This window comes from Limnoglobus sp. (assembly GCF_059499385.1).
Window position 1 is genome coordinate 48,970 of the sequence record NZ_JCABYM010000143.1, and the last position, 19,998, is coordinate 68,967.

A 19,998-nucleotide genomic window follows, 5' to 3' on the forward strand; every position below is an offset into this window, starting at 1 on the left:
GGAGCGGAGCGCGGGGCCGCCCGCGCTCCGCTCCGAAGACTCCGCCTCGCGGCTAAACGGTCACTTCCCCTGGTTCCAGTAGATGCGGCAGTTCCCCGTCGCCCGGCCGACGGCGACGATGTCCGGCTTCCCGTCGCCGTTCAGGTCGCCGACGGCCAGGTCCTCGACCGCCACGCCGCCGTCTTCGAGGACGTACCGGTCCCACTCGCGGGCGCTCCCCTTCGGCTGGTAGAGCCGGATGCCGCGGCGGTCCGTGAACGTGTCGCCGAGCTTCGGGTTCGGGTCGTCCCGCACGCCGAGCACGACCGTGTCCCCCGGCTCGTTGGCGAAGTTGGCGAACTTCACCGCGTGGCCCCACCGGAGCTTGTTGTCCAGAACCATGTGGACGGGGGACTTGGCGAAATCGTTGTAGAAGTTCAGGACCAGCTCGTTGCCGTGCCACGGCTGGACGGTCGCGAGCGTCGAACCCAGGACGGCCATCGTCCCGCGGGCGATCTCGCTGGCCCCGCGGCTGCCCTTCTTGTCCTTCTGGTTTCCCTGGTGGTAAAGCCGGGTCGAGTACTTGCCGTCATTGTAGTCCACCAAGCTAATCCCCTCGTAGCTCGCCGTAGCGAACAGGGCCGTCGGGTACTCCGTGCCGACCGGGCAGAAGTTGTGAACGACGTGCAGGGTGTCCGACAGAACGGTCGGCTTCCAGTTCCCTGACTTCTTCGGGTCGGCAGGGATCGCATAGCCGAGGACGCGGACCGGTCGGCCGTCGAGCCAGTTCCGCTCCCTCGTGGCGTCGCGGCCCATGAGCGGGGCCATGACGATCTCCTTCTTGCCGTCACCGTTGACGTCGAACGCCTGGACGCGATGCACCGTCGGCTCGTCGCACGCGATCGGGTGCATCGTCCACTCGTCGTCGAGCGACTTCCCCCGCTTCAGCCACTGGAGCGTCCCGGGGTTCTTCGTGTCGAACGGCTTCCAGCCCGCGCCGATGACCAACTCCAGGTCGCCGCCGCCGTCGATGTCGAGGGCGCAGATGCAGACGTTGTCCGGCTTCGTCTTGCCGTCGAGAATGACCCGCTTCTTCCACGTCGGGTTCTCGTACCAGACGACCTTGTGCTGATCGACCACGACGACGTCCGACTTCTTGTCGCCGTTCAGGTCTTCGAGGATCACGGCGTACCCGATCTTCAGGGCCGTGTCGATCTCCTGCCACTTGAACTTCGGGAACCCGACCGGCGGCGGCGGGGCGTCGGCGAGCTTCGGCTCGCCGGCCCGACCGGTCGTGCCGGTCGTCAGGATCGCGAAGAGGGCGGCGACGGCCCAAATTGTGGCGGACCTCATCCGAATCTCCTGAGTGTGTTCTAAATTTCGAGCGGTTGCACCTTCGCCAACCGGCACAGCTTTCCTAGCCGCTACGACCGAAAATGTCGCAACCGGCGGACAACCGCTTGACCCGCGGGAGAGTGCCGGGACAATGAACGCAGGTCGCCATCATGGCGGGTTGCGGGCCGCGGGGCAAGAACTTCTCGGACCGGAGACAGTGGATGTCGGTACGCTCGTCTTCCAGGCCGGCCCGCGAGTGGCTGTTGCTCGTCGTCGCCCTCGTCGTCGTCGGGGTCGTCGTCGTCCCGTTGTGGCAACTCACCGGGTCCGGCGAGACGCGGGCCGAGTTCCTGGCGAAGTGGACGCCGGAGCGCATCGCGAAGCTGCTCCTCGGCCCCGAACAGGTCGCGTGCTACCTCTGCTTCGTCTGGGCCGGACTTGTCTTGGTGTTCCGCTACCGGGAAGTGATCCGTCAGCGGGCCGCGTTCCGTCTCGAACTCCTCCCGACGGACGAAGGGGCGCGAATTCTTCCCGAGGACGCCCGGCCCCTGTCCCGTAAAGTCGATCAAGTTTCCAGCCGCGGCGGGCCGTACATCCTGGCGAACATGATCCGCCTCGGCCTCGGCAAGTACGCCGTCAGCAAGTCGGCCCCGGACGTGGCCGAGGTCGTGCGGAACCAGGCGGACATCGAGTACGGCCGGCTCGTCGCCAGCATGGGCGGCCTCGTCAGCTACCTCGCGTGGGCGATCCCGGCGATCGGCTTCATCGGCACGGTCCGCGGCCTCGCCGGGTCGTTCGGCCTCGGCGGCGTGCAAGACATCGACAACGCCACGTTCCTCCGCGTGGCGACCGACCAGCTCAAGATCGCGTTCGACTGCACGCTCGTCGCCCTCGTGCTCAGCATCCTGCTCATGTACCTGTTGCACTCGGTCCAGCGGTCGGAAGAGACGCTCGTGATCGACTGCCAGGAGTATTGCCAGGAACACTTGCTATTGCGGCTCTACGATCCGAAGGCCGACGGGGAGAAGCATTGATGTTCGGATTCGGCAGCGCGAAACGAACCGAGAAGCCCGGCGGCGACCGGGCGAAACTCGTCGGCGTCGATCTCACCTCCTCGCGGACGCGGGCGATTGCCGTCGCGGGTGGGCATCTCAACCCTGTCACGCTGGATTCTCAGACCGACGAATTGCCACTTTTCATCAACCTCGAGCGCCGCTCGCCGGACGTGGGCCGCGCCGGGTACGCCGTCTGCCGGACGCTGCCGCACCTCGTCTGCTCGAACTACCTCGCCCAGCTCGGCACGGCCCGCGAGTGGCGCGGCCAGCGGGTCGCGCTCACGCCGGAGGCGGCGGTCCTCGTCACGCTCGAAAAGCTCCGCGGCCCACTGACGGCCGAGGCGGACGGCTTCGCGCTCGTGCTGCCGCCGTACCTCGCGGCCGCGCAGGTGAAGGCGGTCCGCGAACTGGCGGCGCGGGCGAAGCTGCCGCTCGTCGGCACGGCGTCGGCCCCGCTCGCGGTCGCGGCCCACCGCGCGAACGCGGTCTTGAACCCGATGAAGGTGGTCGGCGAACCGAAGACCGGCGAGCAATCGTCGTGGGTCGTGCCGATCCGCCCGCAGGCCGGCGGGCCGGGGGCGGTCGTCGTCGTGGACGTGGACGAGTACGCCCTGTCCGCCGCCGTCGTGAACGTGCAGCCCGGCGAGGTCCGCCTGCAAACCCTCGCCGCGTGGCCGCGGGCGTCGTTGAAGCTGTGGAAGGACCGGCTCATCGACGCGATTTCCGACCGCTGCGTGCGGCTCTGCCGCCGCGACCCCCGCGACTCCGCGGCGGCGGAGCAAGCCCTTTTCGAGCAACTCGATTCTGCCCTCGACCGCGTGCGGCACGCCCAGCCGGTGACGCTGACCGTGCGGGCCGACAAGTGGTTCCAGGACATCGTGCAACAGCCGACGGACTTCGATTCCCACTGCGCCGCGCTCGCGAAGCTTGCCTCCGAACAATTGCGCGACCTGCTCGCGTCCGCGAACCTGCCGCCGCGGGCCGTGTGGCTGACCGACGCCGCCTCACGGCTGCCCGGCCTGACGGCCGCGATCTACCAGACCTCGGCCGAGCAAACGGAGGTCGCTGTCCTACCGCCGGACGCCGCGACGGAGGCGGCGGCCGCGTTGCATTCGCGCTGGCTCGCCGCGACGCTGCCGCGCGTTCATCTGGACGGCGTGATCGGGTGGGACCAACAAACCAATAAGCCGAAGACGGAAGCAAGAAGTCAGCGGTCCGTGTGACCCGACTTCCGAAGTCCGGCTTCGACTTCGGAAGTCCGTGCGCGGGTGAGGCGTTTGCCGATCAGATGAAAGCCCCGGCCCGGTTCGACTTCCGAAGTCGAAGCCGGACTTCGGAAGTCAGGTACAACCCATGATCCGCAACCGGCACAAGCCGCCGCAACTCGTGAGCATGTGGATGCTCGACGTGTTCTGCTGTGCCCTCGGGTGCGTCACGCTCCTGTGGCTCGTCAGCAACCGCGACGCCGCGCAGGAGGCGCAGCGGAACAAGGCCGCCATCACCGAACTTCAGTCCACACGCTCGACACTCCTCGCCACGACGCAGGATCTCGAATCGACCCGCCGCAGCCTGAACGCCGAGATCGACAACCTGAAGGCCAAGCTGATCGCCACCACGACCGAACGGGACGCGACGGCCACGAGCCTCGCGGTGGCGAAGACCGACATCGCCAGCCTGGAGACGAAGCTCGCGAAGTCCGTCATCCAAAGCGTGACGCTGGAGGAACAGCTTCTCAAGAAGCAAAAGGAATCGACCGACCTGACGAAGCAACTTGCCACCCTCTCGCTGTCGGCCGAGGAGTTGCAGAAGTTGCTCCGCGACAAGGAAACGGAACGGCAAGACCTGGCGCTGAAGGCGAAGAAGGCGGCGGAGCAGCTCGACGACGCGGACGCTCGCATTCGGGCCATCACGAAGGCGAACGACGACGCGAAGGCCGACCTCGCCGCCATGCGGAAGACCGGCGACGAACTCGCGTCCGCGAAGGCCGCGCAACGCGACTTGCAGAAGAAGCTCGACGACGCGAACGTGAACATCGTGGACCTGCAAGGGGACAAGAAGAAGCTCGCCGACAAGTACGACAAGCTGCGGATCGAGACGGACGCGAAGTTCGCCGGCATCGCGATGACCGGCCGGCGGGTGGCGTTCGTCGTGGACATGTCCGGCAGCATGAAGTTGCTCGACGACAAGACGGCCGCCCCGGAGAAGTGGCCCACGGTCGTGGAGACGCTCACGAAGGTGATGCGGAGCCTGCCGGACCTGGAGCAGTTCCAGATCGTCGTCTTCTCCCGCCAGGCCCGCTACCTGTTCGGCTCCGGCGGGTGGCAGCGGTACGCGGGCGAAGAAACACTCGCGGCCGTTCGCGAGAAGTTGTTGGCCGAAGACCCGGTCGGCGACACGAACGTGTACGACGCGTTCGACCTGGCTTTCCGGCTGAAGCCGCTCGGCCTCGACACCGTCTACTTCTTCTCGGACGGCCTGCCGACGAGCGGGGCCGGCCTGCCGGCCGACTTCAAGACCCTCTCCGACGCCCAGCGGTCCGAGGCCCTGACGAAGCACGTCCGCCAGACGCTGCGGACGGTCTGGAACCCGGAACGGGACGCGAAACGGGTGAAGATCAACTCGATCGGCTTCTTCTTCGAGAACCCGGAAGTCGGGGCGTTCCTGTGGGCGCTGTCCCGCGACAACGCCGGCAGCTTCGTCGGCATGAGCAAGCCGTGATTCACCGCACGAGTTGTCGAAACGGCTCGCCTAACACCTCCTCGATCCGCGGCGTCACGCCCCAGAACTGTCTCATCCCACGGTATTCTTCGACGAACTGCGGCTCGCCGGCCTTTCCCGTTCGCACGGCCCGGATCATCAGGTTGCGGGCCGTGTGCTCCGGGCTGACGAACTCGACCACGTCCACCCGGTAGCCCATGATCCGCAGCGCCAGCGCGCGGAACGAGTCGGTCACGAGGTCGGCCGTCCGCTCGTGCAGGATGCCGTGCCGCAGGACGGGCCGAAGCACCTCGGCCGGGCCGCTCGCCTTCAGCCGCTCGTTCAGGTGGTGGTGGCAGCACGGCACGCTCATCAGGAGCCTCGCCTCGCTCTTCACGGCCTGGGCGAGCGCGTCGTCCGTCGCCGTGTCGCAGGCGTGAAGTGCGACCACCACGTCAGCCCGTGTGTCCAACTCGCCGATCCGCCCGCACGCGAACGTCAGGCCGGACATCTCCAACCGGCTCGCCTTCTCGACGCTCGTGCGGATCACGGCCTCGTTCACGTCCACGCCGAGGATCGTCGCCGGGACGAGCAGCATGTCGTTCAGGTAGTGGTGGGCCGCGAGCGTCAGGTAGCTCGACCCGCAGCCGCAATCGAGAATCTCGACCGGCCGGCCGAGCGACCGCAACCCCGACGGTTCGAGGGCGTGACGGAGGTGCTTCAAGAACTCGTTGATCTGCGTGAACTTTGGCCGAAGGCTCGCCCGCACCCGGCCGTCGGCGGTGAGGATGCCCATCGTTTCGAGCAGCCGGTCAGCCTTCCCCTCCGGCAGCGGCACGTCCTTCACGCGGTTGTGCGTCAGGTCGCCGTCCGGCGTCGCCGCCGCCCGGCGCGTGACGTTCAGCTTCCCCTTCTTGCTGACGCGGATGTCGATTTCCTCACCGCCCGTGCGGGCGTGGACGTTCGCGAACTCGAACCCGACCAACTCCCGCAGGAGGGCATTGGCCGCGGTTGGTTCCTCGTTGCGGGTGAACGACTGCCGGGCGTCGAAGAACTCGAACTGGGTCAGCCTTGTTCCGCGGACGACGACCGGCCGCACGAGGACGCGGACCCACGGGCACGGCCCGTCGCCACGGACGGCCCCGCCGAACGCGGCCCGCTGGAACCGTTGGTTCAGCACGGCGTCGCGGATGGTTTCGAGGAGTCGTTCCCGATCTTCGGCGGAGAGTTTCACACGGATAGAGTATCGCGAACCTCGCGGCCGGCCGCGTGTCGATGTTGTGGGGTAAAAACCGCCCGCGGCCCTTGATGACGACGGCCCGCGGTTCTAAAACTTCGGGACGCCCCGATAGCTCAACTGGCAGAGCAGCTGACTCTTAATCAGCGGGTTGTAGGTTCGAGTCCTACTCGGGGCACTTCCACTTCGCAGCACGTCCGCCGACCAGCAATTTGGCACGCCCGTTGCTCAACAATCCCTCGTTGAAGTGAGACTTCCTTCGCAAACGACCGGAGGTGTCCCATGTTGCGAATGGCGATTGCCTTCTTCGCGATTGCGTTACTCGCCGCGGTGTTCGGGTTCGGCCTCGTCGCCGACTTCTCGTTCACCGCCGCCAAGGTGCTCTGCTTCGTGTTCCTCGTTCTCGCCGTGATTTCGCTGATCGGCGGGAGCTTGCGAACGAAGACCCTTTAACCCCAACCCCTGCACGAGGTTCCCATGACGATCATCAACGCCACCCGCCGGGCCGGTCGAATCAGCTATGCCGCCATCGCGTGGCTGCTCGGTCTGCCGCTGCCGATCATCCTCATCGCCCTGCTCATCGGCGGTTGCACCCGCTGGTAACGCGAAATCTCGACGACAGGTTGCGGCCTCCCCGGAGGCCGCGACCTTTTTTCATTTCACGCCCGTCGAATCCGGCTCATCAACGCCTGCCAGCCCTCGTTTAGCGACGCTAGCGTCCGATGGGGGAGCACGCTCGCCCCCGCGAGCCGCCGGCGGCCCGCCAGGTACGCCGACAGCCCGCCGGCGGCGCTGACGCCGCCCACGAGCAGCCACGCGGTCGATTCCGGGAGCCTCGCCCACTCTTGCAAGACTCGCACGACGCCGATCAGCAGGAATAGCGTGCCCACGGTCAGGGCGACGAGGCCGGTCCCCGTCAGTTCTGCCGCCGACTTTAGCCGGCGGAGTTCCTCGCGGGCCTCGGCGTCCAGCAGTTTGAGGTGCTCGTGGAGGAGTTGGCCGCCGGCGGCGGCGAGGTCAGACGCCAACGCCGCGAGAGTTTCCTCCCGCGGCGTCGTGGTAGACTCGGGTTGTGGGTCGGCGTGCATGTTACTTCCCGACGAGGTGGCCCGTATGCTCCAGGATACGGTTCGCCGCCTCCTTCGGGTCGAGTTTGTCGTCGTCGAGGTCGATTGCGGGGCCGCCCTCGCCCTCCATCCGGCTGACGGCCTCGCGGTCCTCGACCTCGAACACCGTCGGCAGGTGGCGGAAGTCGCCGCGGAGGATGCGGAGCGCGATCCGCTCGTTTTCGATCTCCGCCCCGGACCGGAACCCGGCGGCGGCGAACAGGTCGGTGAACACGCTACGGCAGAAGAACAGGTACTGGGCCAGCACCACCCCGGCGATCGCGGGGAGGATCAGCCACCACGGGCTGACGAACGCCGCCAGTGCGAGGCCCGCGATGAGCAGCACACCGGAGCTGGCCTTCACCAGCCGGCCCGTCGTCCACTCGCATTCGAGTTCGTGCAGGCGCTGGTCGATGGCGGCCGGTCCGTTCGCGGCAATCTTCGCCAACCGGGTGGGGAGTTCCTTCTCCGGCGCTTGGAATGTCGTAACCATTGGAGCCTCCATCTGTGGGCGAAGGCGACCGATGTTCGAGTCCCCTCGGAACCGGTCGCCTTCGGTTTGTGAGCCGGAGTTCGGTGCGAACTCGTGCGGGTTACAGCGCGCTTTCCGGGGTGCGGCGGCCCATCAGCAGGGACACCACGAACAGCACCAGGAACACGAAGAACAGGACCTTCGCGGCCAGGTAGGCGGTGCCGGCCACGGTCGTGAAGCCGAACACGCCGGCGAGCAGGGCGATGAGCAGGAACAGGATCGAGTAACCGAGCATGGGATTCTCCCGCGTGAAAGCCGTGTGGGATAACCTCCGATCTGTTCGGGGGTTGAAGAACTAAATGCACGGGCCGTGCCAAAGCGGATTTCGCCGTTGTTTTGAGGTGAAATCACCCTGAACCGTGGGATAAATGGGAACCAATCACGCCGAAAGAGAACGAGCGGGACGGGTCTGCGCTTCTTGCTTCTCATTGACGGGAGAAAACGAAAACCGCCGCCGTTCGACGCATCGAACGGCGGCGGTTGCGACCGGAGAGGGGGTCGCCTACTCCTTCGCTTCCAGCCCTTGAATCATGCTGTCGAGGGCGCGGACGTGGTCGCGACACCGCGGCAGCAGTTCGTCGCGGAGGATGTCCTTGCACGCCACCGGCACGTCCTGGTCTTCCAACATCCCTTCGTAAGTGCCGATGCCGTATTCCTCGCCCTGCTTCAGCGCGCCGAGGGTCGTCTGCGGCCCGAGCATCTTCGCCGCGCCGGTGACGGTGCTGGCGAACGTGCCCCAGCTACCGGAGCTGTCGCTCGGCTCCGCGCCCATGTCGCGGAGGTGCGAGCGGAGGAGTTCCACGGCTTGGGTGTGTTCGTCGCGGATGTGGCTGAGCACGGACCGGATGTTCATGTCGTCGAACTTCGGGATCGCCTGCTCGTAGGTTTCGACCGCCGACAGTTCACCGCGGAGGACGGAATTCATGTTGTCGCGGTCCTTCTCGCTGAACTGGTCCATGACCATGCCGGACCCAAAGGTGCGAGTCGCCATGACAATCTCCAATCGGGCGAAGGGGGTATTCGGTGAGACTCGCCGACCCCAAGTCTGACGAGAAACTCATTCCTTTTCCGAGCGAGTAGTGTGCCGAGAAACGACGAAACCGGCCGCAAGGCCGGTTTGAGTGACACAAGGAAGTGGTAATTCGCCTGGCCTCTCGATTTTCCGCTCACGGCTTCGGCAGTCGCCTTCGGCCGCAACGACTCGGCCCCAACGGCGGGCAACCCCCACAACGCCGGACGAGTAGTCAGTCTTTTTTGAACTGTGTCTTGTCGATCTTGTAGTTCGCGATCTTGTCCGTGACACTCCGGCGACTCAGCCCGGAAATCTTGGCACATTTGCCGACGTGCCCGCGGGTCTTGCGCAGCGCCTTTCGCAAATACCGCTCCTCGAAGTGCGCGACGATTTGCGCGAGTTGTTCGGACAGCGGGCGGCCCAGGTCCACGTGGAACGGGTGCTTCGTTTCGTGGTGCTTGAGTACGTCGCCCGGAAGGTTACCCGGCTTGATGACGCCGTCGCGGGCGGTGACGCACGCCCGCTCGATCGCGTTCTCCAGCTGCCGGACGTTGCCGGCCCACTCGCACTTGAGGAGCAGTTGCATCGCCTCCGGCGTGATCGTCACCGTCTGGCCGGGGCGGGCGAACTTCGCCGTGAAATGCTCGGCCAGTACCGGGATGTCCTCCGGTCGCTCGCGGAGCGGCGGGATTTCGATCCGGATCACGTTCAACCGGTAGTACAAATCCTCGCGGAACTTCCCGTCCTTGACGAGCTTTTCCAGCGGCTGGTGCGTCGCGGCGATGACCCGCACGTCGATGTCGATGGACGCCGTGCCGCCGACCCGCTCGATGCGGCGCTCCTGGAGCACGCGGAGGAGTTTCACCTGCATCGACAGCGGCACGTCGCCGATCTCGTCGAGGAACAGCGTCCCGTTGTGCGCCTGCTCGAACCGCCCCTTCCGCTGGGCCAGCGCCCCGGTGAACGACCCCTTCTCGTGGCCGAACAGCTCGCTCTCCAGCAGCGACTCCGGCAGCGCGGCGCAGTTGACGGCGACGAACTCGCCGGGCCGGAGCTTCGCGGACGCCTGGTGGATCGCCCGGCCGATCTGCTCCTTCCCGGTCCCCGTTTCGCCGAGGATGAGGACCGTGCTGGACGTGTCCGCGATGTTCGAGATGAGGTCGAACAGGTCCATCATCTTCGGGCTTTTGCTCAGCACGTTCTGGAACGAGTGCCGCGTCTGGAGCTGCGACCGGAGGGCGATCACCTCGTCCCGGAGGGCGCGGTCGGCGAGCGCCCGCTGGACGAGCAGGCACAGGTGCTGCGGGTCGGCCGGCTTAAGCAGGAAGTCGTAGGCCCCCATCCGCATCGCCTTGACGGCGTCCGGCACGTTGCCGTGGCCGGTCGTCACGATGGTCGTGACCGGCAGGCCCTCGTCCTGGATCGACTCGATGAGTTGCAGCCCGCTCTTCTTGGGCATCTTCAGGTCGGTGACGAGCACGCTGTAGTGCTTGGTCCGGAGCATCTCGAGCGCGGCCGCCCCGTCCACGGCGGTGTCCACCTCGAGGTTCAGGGTGAGGTGCAGAAGTTGCTTGAGGGACTCGCGGGCGTCCGCGAGGTCTTCGGCCACCAGGATCCGTTGGGGAACGCCGCCGGGGGGCGTCGGGGTCGTGGATGGTGTCGTCATAGAATCAATGATACCAAAAAATCGGAGGCGGCGATGCTCGGGCGGAACTACCGCGACCTCGCGATCTGGGTGGTCGCGGTGGCGGCCATCATCGGGAACGCGGCCGTTTCCCACTTCAACATCGACCGCATGGTCCGGCTCGAGCGGGCCACCCTCCGCACCCGGTCCGTGCAGTTGGAACTGAACCAACTCCTGTCCGACATCAAGGACGCCGAGACCGGCCACCGGGGCTACCTACTTTCCGAGGACGAGGACTTCTTGAAACCGTTCCTCGACGCCGAGCGCGGCATCGAGTCTCAGCTCGCCCGGACGCGGGACATGGTAGACGAGGACCGGGACCAACTGGAGGAGTTCGCCGGCCTGGAAGCCTTGTGCCGGCAGCGGTTCGCGGAAATGAAGCGGGTGCAAACCCTCTACCGGACGGAGGGCCTGCCGGCCGCCAGGAGGCTCATCGCCGAGCGGGAGGGGAAGCGACTGATGGACGAAATCCGCCGCAAGGTCGCCATCATGCAGGAATTCGAGGACCGGAAACTCCGGGCGCGGACCACGTCGGCCGACCAGAACATCTACCTCGCCCGGCTGACGAGCTTCATCGGGGCGGGCATCGCCGTGGCCGTCATCCTGTTGGCCAGTAGCCTCGTCCAGCGGGAACTCGACCGGCGGCTGAAGGCGAACCTGGAGTTGAAGGAGAGCGAGGGCCGGTTCCGGAATCTGGCGGAGGCGATGCCGCAGATCGTGTGGATGACCCGGCCGGACGGCTACCACGAGTACTACAACCGGCGGTGGTACGAGTACACCGGGATGACGCCGGAGCAGAGCATCGGGTGGGGGTGGAGCGACCCGCTCCACCGGGACGACCGGGAGCGGTCGCAGATCCGGTGGCAGCGGTCCACGGACGCCGGCGAGTCCTACGAGATCAAGTACCGGTTCCGGCGGCACGACGGCGAGTACCGGTGGTTCCTCGGCCGGGCCGAGCCGGTCCGGGACGAGGCCGGCAACGTCGTCCGGTGGCTCGGGACGTGTACCGACATCGACGAGCAGGTGAACGCCACCCAGCGGCTCCAGGAGAGCGAGGCGTACCTCCGGAGCGTCCTCGACAACAGCCCGGACTCGGTGATGATCCTCGACACCTACGGGAACCTGCTCGACATGAACGGCCCCGGCCTCGCGGCCGTCGAGGTGGACGACTTCCAGACCGTCCGCGGCAGCGACTGGGCCGGCACCTGGCCGGAAGCCGTCCGGCCGAGCGTCGCCCGGGCCGTGGCCGCCGCCGCCGGCGGGGAGGTCAGTCGGTTCAGCGGCCCGTGCCCGACGGCGAAGGGGGCGGTGAAGTACTGGGACGTGATCGTCGCCCCGATCCCGGACGCCCACGGCAAGCCGTTCCGCCTCATCGGCGTGTCGCGGGACGTGACGGACCAGCAGACGGCCCAGCGGGCGCTGCGGGAGTCGCAGCGGTACATCGAGTCCGTCCTGCACTCGCTACCGAGCCACCTGGCCGTGCTGGAGGCGAACGGCGACATCGTGACGGTCAACGAGGCGTGGCGGCGATTCGGCGTCGAGAACGGCCTACCCGAGGACCACGCCTGGGCCGGGAAGAACTATTTCGAGTCGAGCCGCAACGACAAGTACGGTGTCCGGGCGATCGCCGGGATCAAGGCCGTGGCCGCCGGCGAGACGGACTTCTTCCAGATGGAGTACCCGTGCCACGCGAAGGACCGGGAGCGGTACTTCAACCTACGGGTGACCCGGTTCCGCGGCGACGGCCCGCTCCGCCTCGTCGTCACCCACGAGAACATCACCGACCGGCGGATCGCCGAGCGGCAGCTCCAGGAGTCGGCGTCCCGGCTCCGGCAACTCGCCGAGGGGCTGCCGCAGCTCATCTGGTCCTGCACCGCGGACGGGACGTGCGACTACCTGAGCGTCCAGTGGGGCAGGTACACCGGCCGGCCGGTCGAGGAGCAACTCGGGTACGCGTGGCTGAACGTCGTCCACGCGGACGACCGGGACCGCGTCGCCGAAGCGTGGGGCCGGGCCGTCTCGACCGGGGCCGTGTACGACGTGGAGTTCCGCATCCGCCGGCACGACGCCGCGTACCGGTGGTTCGCGGTCCGCGGCATCCCGGTCTACAACGACCACCAGCGGATCGTCCACTGGTACGGCAGCTGTACCGACATCGACGACCAGAAGCGGCAAGCGGAGGTCCTGGAACGGCTCGTCGCCGAGCGGACGGCCGCGCTGACCGCCGCCTACGACGACCTGCAGGGCACGTCTGCCCTCCTAAAGGCGAGCAACGATGAGCTGGAGAAATTCGCGTACATCGCGTCCCACGACCTCCAGGAGCCGCTCCGGAAGATTCAGGCGTTCGGCGACCGGCTGTCGAAGAAGTACCGGGCGCAAATCGACGACACCGGCCGGGACTACATCGACCGGATGCTCGACTCCGCCGGCCGGATGCGGCGGCTGATCGAGGACCTGCTCCAGTTCTCCCGCGTGACCACGAAGACCCAGGCGTTCGAGGCGGTGCGGCTGAACGAAGTCCTTGAGAACGTGCAAGAGGATTTGCAGAACCAAATCGAGCGGACCGGCGGGCGGGTCGAGGTCGGGCCATTGCCGACCCTGACGGCCGACGCGGTGCAGCTTCAGCAACTCTTCCAGAACCTCGTCGGCAACGCCCTGAAGTTCGGGAAGCCGGGCGTCCCGCCGGTCGTGACCGTCGCCGCCGCCGAGACCGACGCCGGGTGGCGAATCACCGTCGCCGACAACGGCATCGGGTTCGAGCAACAGTACGCGGACAAGATCTTCGAACTGTTCCAGCGGCTCCACGGCCGGACGCAATTCGAGGGGACTGGCCTGGGACTTGCTATCTGTAAGAAAATCGTTCTCCGACACGGGGCAACGATCGTAGCCACGAGTACCCCCGGAGAAGGTGCGACGTTCATTATTGATTGGCCGACGCGGAGGGATTAACGATGCCACCAACGAAGCCCATAACCATATTGGTCGCCGACGACGACCCGGACGACCGGAAGCTGACCCAGGACGCGTTCGAGGAGGCAAAAGTTGCCAACGACCTGCGGTTCGTCGAGGACGGGGTCGAAGTTTTCGACTACCTCAATCGGCGGGGCAAGTTCGCCGACCCGGACGCCGCCCCGTGGCCGAGCATCCTGCTGCTCGACCTGAACATGCCCCGGAAGGACGGCCGGAACGTCCTGGAAGAATTGAAGGCCGACCCGAAGTACGCCGGCATTCGGGTCATCGTCATGACGACTTCCAAGGCGGAGGAAGATGTCGTCCGTTCCTACCAGCTCTCGGCGGCGAGCTACATCACGAAACCCGTGACGTTCGAGGCCCTCGTGCAGGTGGTCCAAACCCTCGGCCGTTACTGGCTCGAAATCGTGGAGCTCCCGGACAATGACACGCCCCACCCCGACAAGTAGCCCGCGGCCCCCGTTGCGGCTGTTACTCGTCGACGACGACCCGGACGACTACCTGCTCACCCGCGACCTCGTCAACGAACTCCCCGGCCGGCGGTTCGTGCTCGACTGGGTCTCGGACTTCGACGAGGCCGTCGAAGCGATCCGCCGGGGCGAGCACGACGTTTACCTTCTGGACTACCGCCTCGGGGCGAAGACCGGGCTGGACCTGCTGACGGCCGCGAGGGGCTGTAAGCTGTCCGGTCCGGTGATCTTGTTGACCGGGCAGGGGCAGTTCGAGATCGACCAGGCCGCCCAGGAGGCCGGGGCGAGCGACTACCTGGAGAAGGCGTCGCTCGACGCCGTGACGCTGGAGCGGACCATCCGGTACGCGATCAAGCAATACCAGCAGGAGGCCGAGCTGGAGCGGAAGGTCCTGGAGCGGACGGCGGAGTTGAAGAAGCTCAACGAGGCCCTCCGGGCGGCCGACCGGCGGAAGGACGAGTTCCTCGGCAGCCTGGCGCACGAACTCCGCAACCCGCTCGCCCCGATCCGTAACGCCCTCGAAATCCAGCGGATGGCCGTCAACAACCCGGCCGCGATGGACGCCGCCCGGCAGATGATCGAGCGGCAGGTCAAGCAACTCGTCCGCCTGATCGACGACCTGCTCGACGCCTCGCGAATGACCCGCGACCGGCTGCACCTCGAACTCGAATCGCTCGACCTCGCCGAGCCGCTGCACCTGGCCATCGAGACGAGCCAGCCGCTGCTCGACACCGCGGGCGTGACGTTCTCGTCGCAACTCGTCGAGGACGCGATCCCGGTCCAGGGCGACCGCGTACGCCTGTCCCAATTGTTCGCGAACATCCTGAACAACGCCGCGAAGTATACGGACCCAGGCGGCCACGTGACGCTCGTAGTGGAACGGGTTCCGCCGCACGCCGTCGTCCGCATCGTGGACACCGGCGTGGGCATCCCTGCCGACTTCCTCCCCCACGTGTTCGAGCTGTTCACCCACTACGACCGGCCGAACCAGCGAGCGCAGGGCGGGTTGGGGATCGGGCTGGCGCTCGTCCACCGGCTCGTGCAGATGCACGGCGGCGAGGTGACGGCCGTCAGCAAGGGGGAAGGGCAGGGGGCGGAGTTCACCGTCAAGTTGCCGATGGCCGGTTGAAGACCCACATGGAACCCGGAGCGGGAGCGACGGGGTGTGGACATTCCACACCCCGTCGCTCCCGCTCCGGGTTCCACAATTACCGGCACGCCCGGCTGCAGAGGTAGCCAACGCCGAAGCCGATGAGGAGCGCCTGGATCGGGTGCTTCCGTACGAGCGCGGCGAAGTCGTCGCCGTACTCCTTCACCTTTTCCCCGACTTGCTCGGCGGCCTTCAGCCCTTGGTCCGCGGCCCGGCGGGCGCGGTCCTGGACTTGCTCGGCGGTGCGGGCCGCCACCTCGCCGACGCGGTTGATGGTCTCGCCACTCGACTCGACGGCCTTCTTACCGAGGTTCGCGAGGTTGTCGATCCCGGTCTTCATTTGGTCTTTCATATCGGCCATGACAAGTCCTCCGATTAAGGGTTAGGGAACGGTTCACGTCGCCGTCACGGGAGTAGGGGCAGCCTTCGTGCCAATCGCCGGTCGGATTTCCTTCGCCGGCTCGGATTCGGCGTCCGAGGTTAGCGGTCGCCATTCGTTCAGTTGGCGGATGCTCGCCGCGAGCGTGACCTCGACGGCGTTCGCGCCCACGTCGAGCAGTTCGCGGTACGCCTCCGAGTTGTCGGCGTCGCCCCACCGGCCGACTAGAATGCGGACGGTCGTGTTCTGCTGCCGCAGCCGCTTGCAAAGGTACCGCACCTGCACCAACCCGGCCGGCGGGAGCGACCCGATGCACACGATGTCGGTCCCCGTCTCCGCGACTTTCTCGACGAACTCGGCCGCCAGCGTGTCCACCGTGACGGTGTGAACGTCCCACTTGTCCCGCGGCAAGAGTCGCCGGAGCGCCTCGACGGCCAGCTCGTCCGCCTCGTCGCGGGCCGGGATGACGACCAACTTGCCGCGGCCCTCGGGGCCCGGTTCGGCGGGGGCGTGCTCGACCGCGTCCAGCGAATCGCGGACGACCTCGCGGGCCGTCTCGATCATCGGGTCGATTTCCTCGGGCGTGAACTCGCCCGAATGGATCGCCGTCTTCGCGCTCACGAGGGCCGGGATGAATACGGTGTCGAACGCGTCGTTCGGGTTCTCCTCCGATTTGTTCTTCTCCATCAACTTGACCGCCTCGTCCGTGTCCCCCGTCATGAGCCGTTGGAAGAGGGCGACGCCCGGCGCGAGCGGCGGTTCGGTCCCCAGCAAGATTTCAAAGAACCGGAACCGCGGCGCGTGGCGGCCGAGGACGACGAGGCACGTCGCGAGCGGCCCGGACAGGATGAGGCCGATCGGCCCCCACAGGAACGACCAGAACGCGGCGGAGACGAGCAGGCCGACCTCGGACACGCCGAGCCGGGAGCCGTACAGGTACGGCTCGATGACGTTGTTGCAAAACAGCTCCAACCCGGCGTAGACGGCGACGACGAAGATCGGCAGCCACCAGCCCTCGGTGGTCGCGAGTGTGAACAGGGCCGGCGGAATGATCCCGACCCACGTTCCGATGTACGGCACGTACCGGAACAGGGCGGCGATGAACCCCCATAGGAGGGCGTACTTCACGCCGAAAATCCAGAACGTCAAGGCGATGACGAACCCGAACGACACGTTCAGTACCAACTGGGCGAGGAGGTACTGGCTGAGCCGGGTGGTCGCCTCGTCGATGGCGCGGGTGGTGCTCGGCAGGTGGGTGTCGCCGATGAGCCGGAGCATCCGGTCGCGGAGGTCGTCTTTCGCGAGCAGGATGAAGACCACGAGGACGAACGAGAACGCGGCCATGCCGAACGCTTCCGTCACCGGGCCGATCAGTTGGTCGATGCTGGCCATCCACTTCGGCTTCGCCGACTCGACGACGAGCGGCGGCTGGTCCGCCGCCTGCCGGGCGTCCTTCACCTCGCCGACGATGGTTTTCTCCAGGTCGTCGATCAGCCCCGTGAGCCGCGGGTCGCCCTTGCCGACGAGGGTTTCCTTCGCGTCGGCGATCTTGGCCTTCACCGTCTCCGCGTTCTCGGCGAGCGTCTTCGTGAGGCCACTGATCTGCCGGCTGATGACGATCGACGTGGCGAGGAAGAGGAGGACCGCGACGGACACGGTCAGGATGACGGACGCGGCCTGGCCGAGGCGGCGGCGCTGGAGCGACTTAACGACGGGGGCGAGGACGTAGGAGAGGAAGATCGCCATCGCAATCGGGATGAGAATGCTCCTGGCCCAATAGAAGAGTCCCAGGATGAGGGCGGCCGTGATGATGCCGGACTGGATGATGACGGCGCGTTGCCAGGGGGGACAGGACTTTCCGGGCGTCATGGATCGGCTCCTCGGTGGGCGATTCGCCGAGGAGATGCATCCGCCGTGCCGCGGCTACCGCCACCGCCGCCACCCGTACCGGTAGCCCCACGGGTTCGAGTACGAGCGGAAGTTCGAGTAGCCGTAGTACGGGTTGTAGCCGTAACTACGGTAGTACCGGTTCCCGTACCACGGGTTGCCGTAGGAGTAGGACGTGCCGAACGAGTTCGTCCACGGCGAGTAGTAGCTGTTCCCGTACTGGATCGTGCCCGGCGTGTAGTAGTAGCTCGACGAGTTGTACGTGCCGGTGTACGGGTTGTACGAGGAGTAGTATTGGGCGTCGGCGGTGCTCGCGCACGCGAGAAAGGCGAGGCCGAGCAGGGCGGCAAAGAGGGTGCGTTTCATGGTGAAACCTCGTTGGTGGTGCAGCTCCGTCCGCGTGAGTCGATGCCCCTGTGACATCCCCAGGATATTTCGCAAAGAAAGTGCCGTGGCCGTCCGGAAACCGTCTCGATGGCGCGAACATTGCCGGGAAAAGATCTGCGTCGCAATGAGAAATGAGTTGCTTATCCTGACTAGCCTTCGTGGCCATCCCGCTGGCCTGTAAGGGCTTTCGTCGCCGGCGGTATGCTCAATGGGTTCTCCGCGAACTTGTTCGATGGGTGCGTTCGGCTATGCTTTCACCGTGCGGCCGCGCTCGGCCGCCCTTCTACAAGGTGTTCGATGACCGCGGTTGACCAAGAAAAGACCGGCCTCGGCAACTACTTCATCGCGAACTACCCGCCGTTCTCCGCGTGGAAGCCGACGTACCTCGCGGACGCGACGGCCGCGATCGACCGCCCGCCCGTTCCCGGCGTGCCGCTCGGCCTGTACCTGCACATCCCGTTCTGCCGGAAGCGGTGCAAGTTCTGTTACTTCCGCGTCTACACGGACAAGAACGCCCGCGACGTGGAGACGTACACCGACGCGCTCGTCAAGGAAGTTGAGCTGTGCAGCCGCCTGCCGATGGTGGGCGGCCGGAAGCTGGACTACGTCTACTTCGGCGGCGGCACGCCGTCGTACCTGAGCGCGACGCAACTCCGCGAGCTGATGGAGAAGCTGAAGGCGATCATGCCGTGGGACGCGGCCCGCGAGGTGGCGTTCGAGTGCGAACCCGGCACACTCCAGCAGCACAAACTTGAAACGCTCAAGGACCTCGGCGTCACCCGACTGTCGCTCGGCGTCGAGAACTTCAAGCCGGAGATTTTGCAGTACAACGGCCGCGCGCACCTCGAAGAGGAAATCCATCGGGCTTACGGCTGGGCGCGGGACCTCGGCTTCCACCAAATCAACATCGACCTGATCGCCGGCATGGTCGGCGAGGACTGGGACAACTGGAAGGACTGCGTCCGCAAGACGATCGCGCTCGCCCCCGATAGCGTGACCGTCTACCAAATGGAGTTGCCGTACAACACGCGGTTCTCGAAGGAACTGCAGATGGTCGGCGAGGAGGCGCATCCGGACGCCACGAAGGTCGCCGACTGGCCGACGAAGCGGGCGTGGGTGAAGTACGCGTTCGACGAGTTCCTGGCCCACGGCTACGAGATTTCGAGCGCCTACACGGTCGTGAAGGGCAAGGCGAAAAACCAGTTCGTCTACCGCGACGCCCTGTGGCACGGGGCGGACATGTTCGGCACCGGCGTCGCCAGCTTCGGCCACCTGAACGGCGTCCACGTCCAGAACGTGGACACGTGGGAGGGCTACATTGACAAGCTCGACAAGGGCGAGTTGCCGCTCGGCCGGGCGTTCCCGGTGTCGCAAAAGCAGAAGCTGATCCGCGAGATGATCCTGCAACTGAAGACGGGCCATTTGGAGAAGACGTACTTTCAGCAGAAGTTCGGCGCGGACATCTCCCGCGAGTTCGAGAACGGCTACAAGCAGCTCGAAGACGAGGGCTGGCTCAAGGTGACGCCGACGGGCGTGGACCTGACGCCGAGCGGCCTGATGCAGATCGACCGCCACTTGCCGACGTTTTTCGAGCCGGAGTACGTGGCGAAGCGATACACGTAAGAGGATTCACCGCGGAGAACGCAGAGATCGCAGAGGGAAGAGAAAATCGAGAGAAGACGAAATGAGTAATCGAGCGGAGGGTTGGTCATGCGGGTCGCCACGGCCGCGGAGTTAAATGGGATATCCGAAGGCGTGATCGGGGCCGCGATCGAAGTTCATTCGCACTTGGGACCGGGGCTGCTGGAATCTTCCTACGAGGCTTGCCTGGAGTACGAACTTCTTCAGCGCGGCTTCGCCGTCGTCCGCCAATTGGGGCTGCCGGTCGTTTACAAAGGCGTTTCCGTCGAATGCGGGTACAGAATTGATTTGGTCGTGAACGACGCGGTCATCCTGGAGCTCAAGGCGGTCGATCACCTGGAACCGATCCACACGGCTCAACTGCTGACGTACCTGAAACTCTCGAACTGTCGCCTAGGGCTGATTATGAACTTCAACGTGAAGCGGATGGTAGACCGCGTTAAACGTGTCGTCCACGAATTCCCCTCTTAACTCCGT

At 66.1% G+C, this 19,998-nt stretch carries 20 protein-coding genes and 1 tRNA gene; 11 read left to right on the plus strand and 10 right to left on the minus strand.

Features of this window, described 5'->3' with window-relative positions:
* Positions 1-60: 60 nt before the first annotated feature.
* Positions 61-1,332, minus strand: a complete 1,272-nt coding sequence (locus AC5JJ2_RS24615; RefSeq protein ID WP_495860697.1) for an FG-GAP-like repeat-containing protein — start codon at positions 1,330-1,332, stop codon at positions 61-63.
* Between the two features lie 203 nt (positions 1,333-1,535).
* On the opposite strand from AC5JJ2_RS24615, the gene AC5JJ2_RS24620 reads away from it, so the two are divergent.
* From AC5JJ2_RS24620 to AC5JJ2_RS24630, 3 genes are all read left to right on the plus strand, one after another.
* Positions 1,536-2,348: a MotA/TolQ/ExbB proton channel family protein gene (locus AC5JJ2_RS24620; protein ID WP_495860698.1), complete on the plus strand. Its 813-nt coding sequence runs from the start codon at positions 1,536-1,538 to the stop codon at positions 2,346-2,348.
* A complete protein-coding gene (locus AC5JJ2_RS24625) occupies positions 2,348-3,592 on the plus strand; it encodes a hypothetical protein (RefSeq protein ID WP_495860699.1) in 1,245 nt (414 codons plus the stop codon). The genes AC5JJ2_RS24620 and AC5JJ2_RS24625 overlap by 1 nt, the downstream gene beginning before the upstream one ends.
* Positions 3,593-3,722: 130 nt before the next feature.
* A complete protein-coding gene (locus AC5JJ2_RS24630; protein ID WP_495860700.1) occupies positions 3,723-5,087 on the plus strand; it encodes a VWA domain-containing protein in 1,365 nt (454 codons plus the stop codon).
* Between the two features lies 1 nt (position 5,088).
* Here AC5JJ2_RS24630 and AC5JJ2_RS24635 read toward each other — a convergent pair whose 3' ends face one another.
* Complete coding sequence (locus tag AC5JJ2_RS24635; protein ID WP_495860701.1) at positions 5,089-6,300, minus strand: class I SAM-dependent methyltransferase; 1,212 nt, start codon at positions 6,298-6,300, stop codon at positions 5,089-5,091.
* A gap of 108 nt (positions 6,301-6,408) precedes the next feature.
* Between AC5JJ2_RS24635 and AC5JJ2_RS24640 the strand changes: the two genes are divergently transcribed.
* The 3 genes from AC5JJ2_RS24640 to AC5JJ2_RS24650 all read left to right on the plus strand — a co-directional run bounded on the left by AC5JJ2_RS24640 (position 6,409) and on the right by AC5JJ2_RS24650 (position 6,906).
* A tRNA-Lys gene (locus tag AC5JJ2_RS24640) sits at positions 6,409-6,481 on the plus strand.
* A 104-nt stretch (positions 6,482-6,585) separates the two neighbouring features.
* On the plus strand, positions 6,586-6,756 hold the full coding sequence (locus AC5JJ2_RS24645; RefSeq protein WP_495860702.1) for a DUF1328 family protein: 171 nt from the start codon (positions 6,586-6,588) through the stop codon (positions 6,754-6,756).
* Positions 6,757-6,780: 24 nt separating this feature from the next.
* The gene (locus AC5JJ2_RS24650) at positions 6,781-6,906 is read left to right on the plus strand and encodes a hypothetical protein (RefSeq protein WP_495860703.1); all 126 of its coding nucleotides are present in this window, start codon (positions 6,781-6,783) and stop codon (positions 6,904-6,906) included.
* A gap of 56 nt (positions 6,907-6,962) precedes the next feature.
* On the opposite strand, the gene AC5JJ2_RS24655 is transcribed toward AC5JJ2_RS24650, so the two are convergent.
* The 5 genes from AC5JJ2_RS24655 to AC5JJ2_RS24675 form a co-directional block, all read right to left on the minus strand.
* Positions 6,963-7,391, minus strand: coding sequence for a phage holin family protein (locus AC5JJ2_RS24655; protein ID WP_495860704.1), 429 nt, complete (start codon positions 7,389-7,391; stop codon positions 6,963-6,965).
* A 1-nt stretch (position 7,392) separates the two neighbouring features.
* Positions 7,393-7,902, minus strand: a complete 510-nt coding sequence (locus tag AC5JJ2_RS24660) for a hypothetical protein (RefSeq protein WP_495860705.1) — start codon at positions 7,900-7,902, stop codon at positions 7,393-7,395.
* A gap of 100 nt (positions 7,903-8,002) precedes the next feature.
* Positions 8,003-8,176 carry a DUF1328 family protein gene (locus AC5JJ2_RS24665; protein WP_495860706.1) on the minus strand — a complete coding sequence of 58 codons (174 nt, stop codon included), beginning with the start codon at positions 8,174-8,176 and terminating at the stop codon, positions 8,003-8,005.
* A gap of 267 nt (positions 8,177-8,443) precedes the next feature.
* On the minus strand, positions 8,444-8,932 hold the full coding sequence (locus tag AC5JJ2_RS24670; protein ID WP_495860707.1) for a DUF2383 domain-containing protein: 489 nt from the start codon (positions 8,930-8,932) through the stop codon (positions 8,444-8,446).
* A 253-nt stretch (positions 8,933-9,185) separates the two neighbouring features.
* Positions 9,186-10,619 carry a sigma-54-dependent transcriptional regulator gene (locus AC5JJ2_RS24675; RefSeq protein WP_495860708.1) on the minus strand — a complete coding sequence of 478 codons (1,434 nt, stop codon included), beginning with the start codon at positions 10,617-10,619 and terminating at the stop codon, positions 9,186-9,188.
* 33 nt (positions 10,620-10,652) lie between these two features.
* Between AC5JJ2_RS24675 and AC5JJ2_RS24680 the strand changes: the two genes are divergently transcribed.
* Genes AC5JJ2_RS24680 through AC5JJ2_RS24690 form a run of 3 tightly spaced genes read left to right on the plus strand, consistent with a single transcriptional unit; the run spans position 10,653 to position 15,206 of the window.
* Positions 10,653-13,586, plus strand: a complete 2,934-nt coding sequence (locus AC5JJ2_RS24680) for a PAS domain S-box protein (protein WP_495860709.1) — start codon at positions 10,653-10,655, stop codon at positions 13,584-13,586.
* 2 nt (positions 13,587-13,588) lie between these two features.
* Positions 13,589-14,056 carry a response regulator gene (locus tag AC5JJ2_RS24685; RefSeq protein ID WP_495860710.1) on the plus strand — a complete coding sequence of 156 codons (468 nt, stop codon included), beginning with the start codon at positions 13,589-13,591 and terminating at the stop codon, positions 14,054-14,056.
* Positions 14,031-15,206: a sensor histidine kinase gene (locus AC5JJ2_RS24690; protein WP_495860711.1), complete on the plus strand. Its 1,176-nt coding sequence runs from the start codon at positions 14,031-14,033 to the stop codon at positions 15,204-15,206. The genes AC5JJ2_RS24685 and AC5JJ2_RS24690 overlap by 26 nt, the downstream gene beginning before the upstream one ends.
* Positions 15,207-15,285: 79 nt before the next feature.
* Here the strand turns inward: AC5JJ2_RS24690 and AC5JJ2_RS24695 are convergent, their stop codons facing one another.
* Genes AC5JJ2_RS24695 through AC5JJ2_RS24705 form a run of 3 tightly spaced genes read right to left on the minus strand, consistent with a single transcriptional unit; the run spans position 15,286 to position 17,859 of the window.
* The gene (locus tag AC5JJ2_RS24695) at positions 15,286-15,588 is read right to left on the minus strand and encodes a hypothetical protein (protein ID WP_495860712.1); all 303 of its coding nucleotides are present in this window, start codon (positions 15,586-15,588) and stop codon (positions 15,286-15,288) included.
* Positions 15,589-15,621: 33 nt separating this feature from the next.
* Positions 15,622-17,475, minus strand: coding sequence for an AI-2E family transporter (locus AC5JJ2_RS24700; RefSeq protein ID WP_495860713.1), 1,854 nt, complete (start codon positions 17,473-17,475; stop codon positions 15,622-15,624).
* Positions 17,476-17,529: 54 nt separating this feature from the next.
* On the minus strand, positions 17,530-17,859 hold the full coding sequence (locus AC5JJ2_RS24705; RefSeq protein ID WP_495860714.1) for a hypothetical protein: 330 nt from the start codon (positions 17,857-17,859) through the stop codon (positions 17,530-17,532).
* Between the two features lie 318 nt (positions 17,860-18,177).
* Here AC5JJ2_RS24705 and AC5JJ2_RS24710 point away from each other — a divergent pair, with 318 nt between their 5' ends.
* Complete coding sequence (locus AC5JJ2_RS24710) at positions 18,178-19,503, plus strand: coproporphyrinogen-III oxidase family protein (RefSeq protein ID WP_495860715.1); 1,326 nt, start codon at positions 18,178-18,180, stop codon at positions 19,501-19,503.
* An 87-nt stretch (positions 19,504-19,590) separates the two neighbouring features.
* Entirely contained in the window at positions 19,591-19,992 is a 402-nt protein-coding gene (locus AC5JJ2_RS24715; protein WP_495860716.1) for a GxxExxY protein, read from the plus strand.
* Positions 19,993-19,998 lie beyond the last annotated feature (6 nt).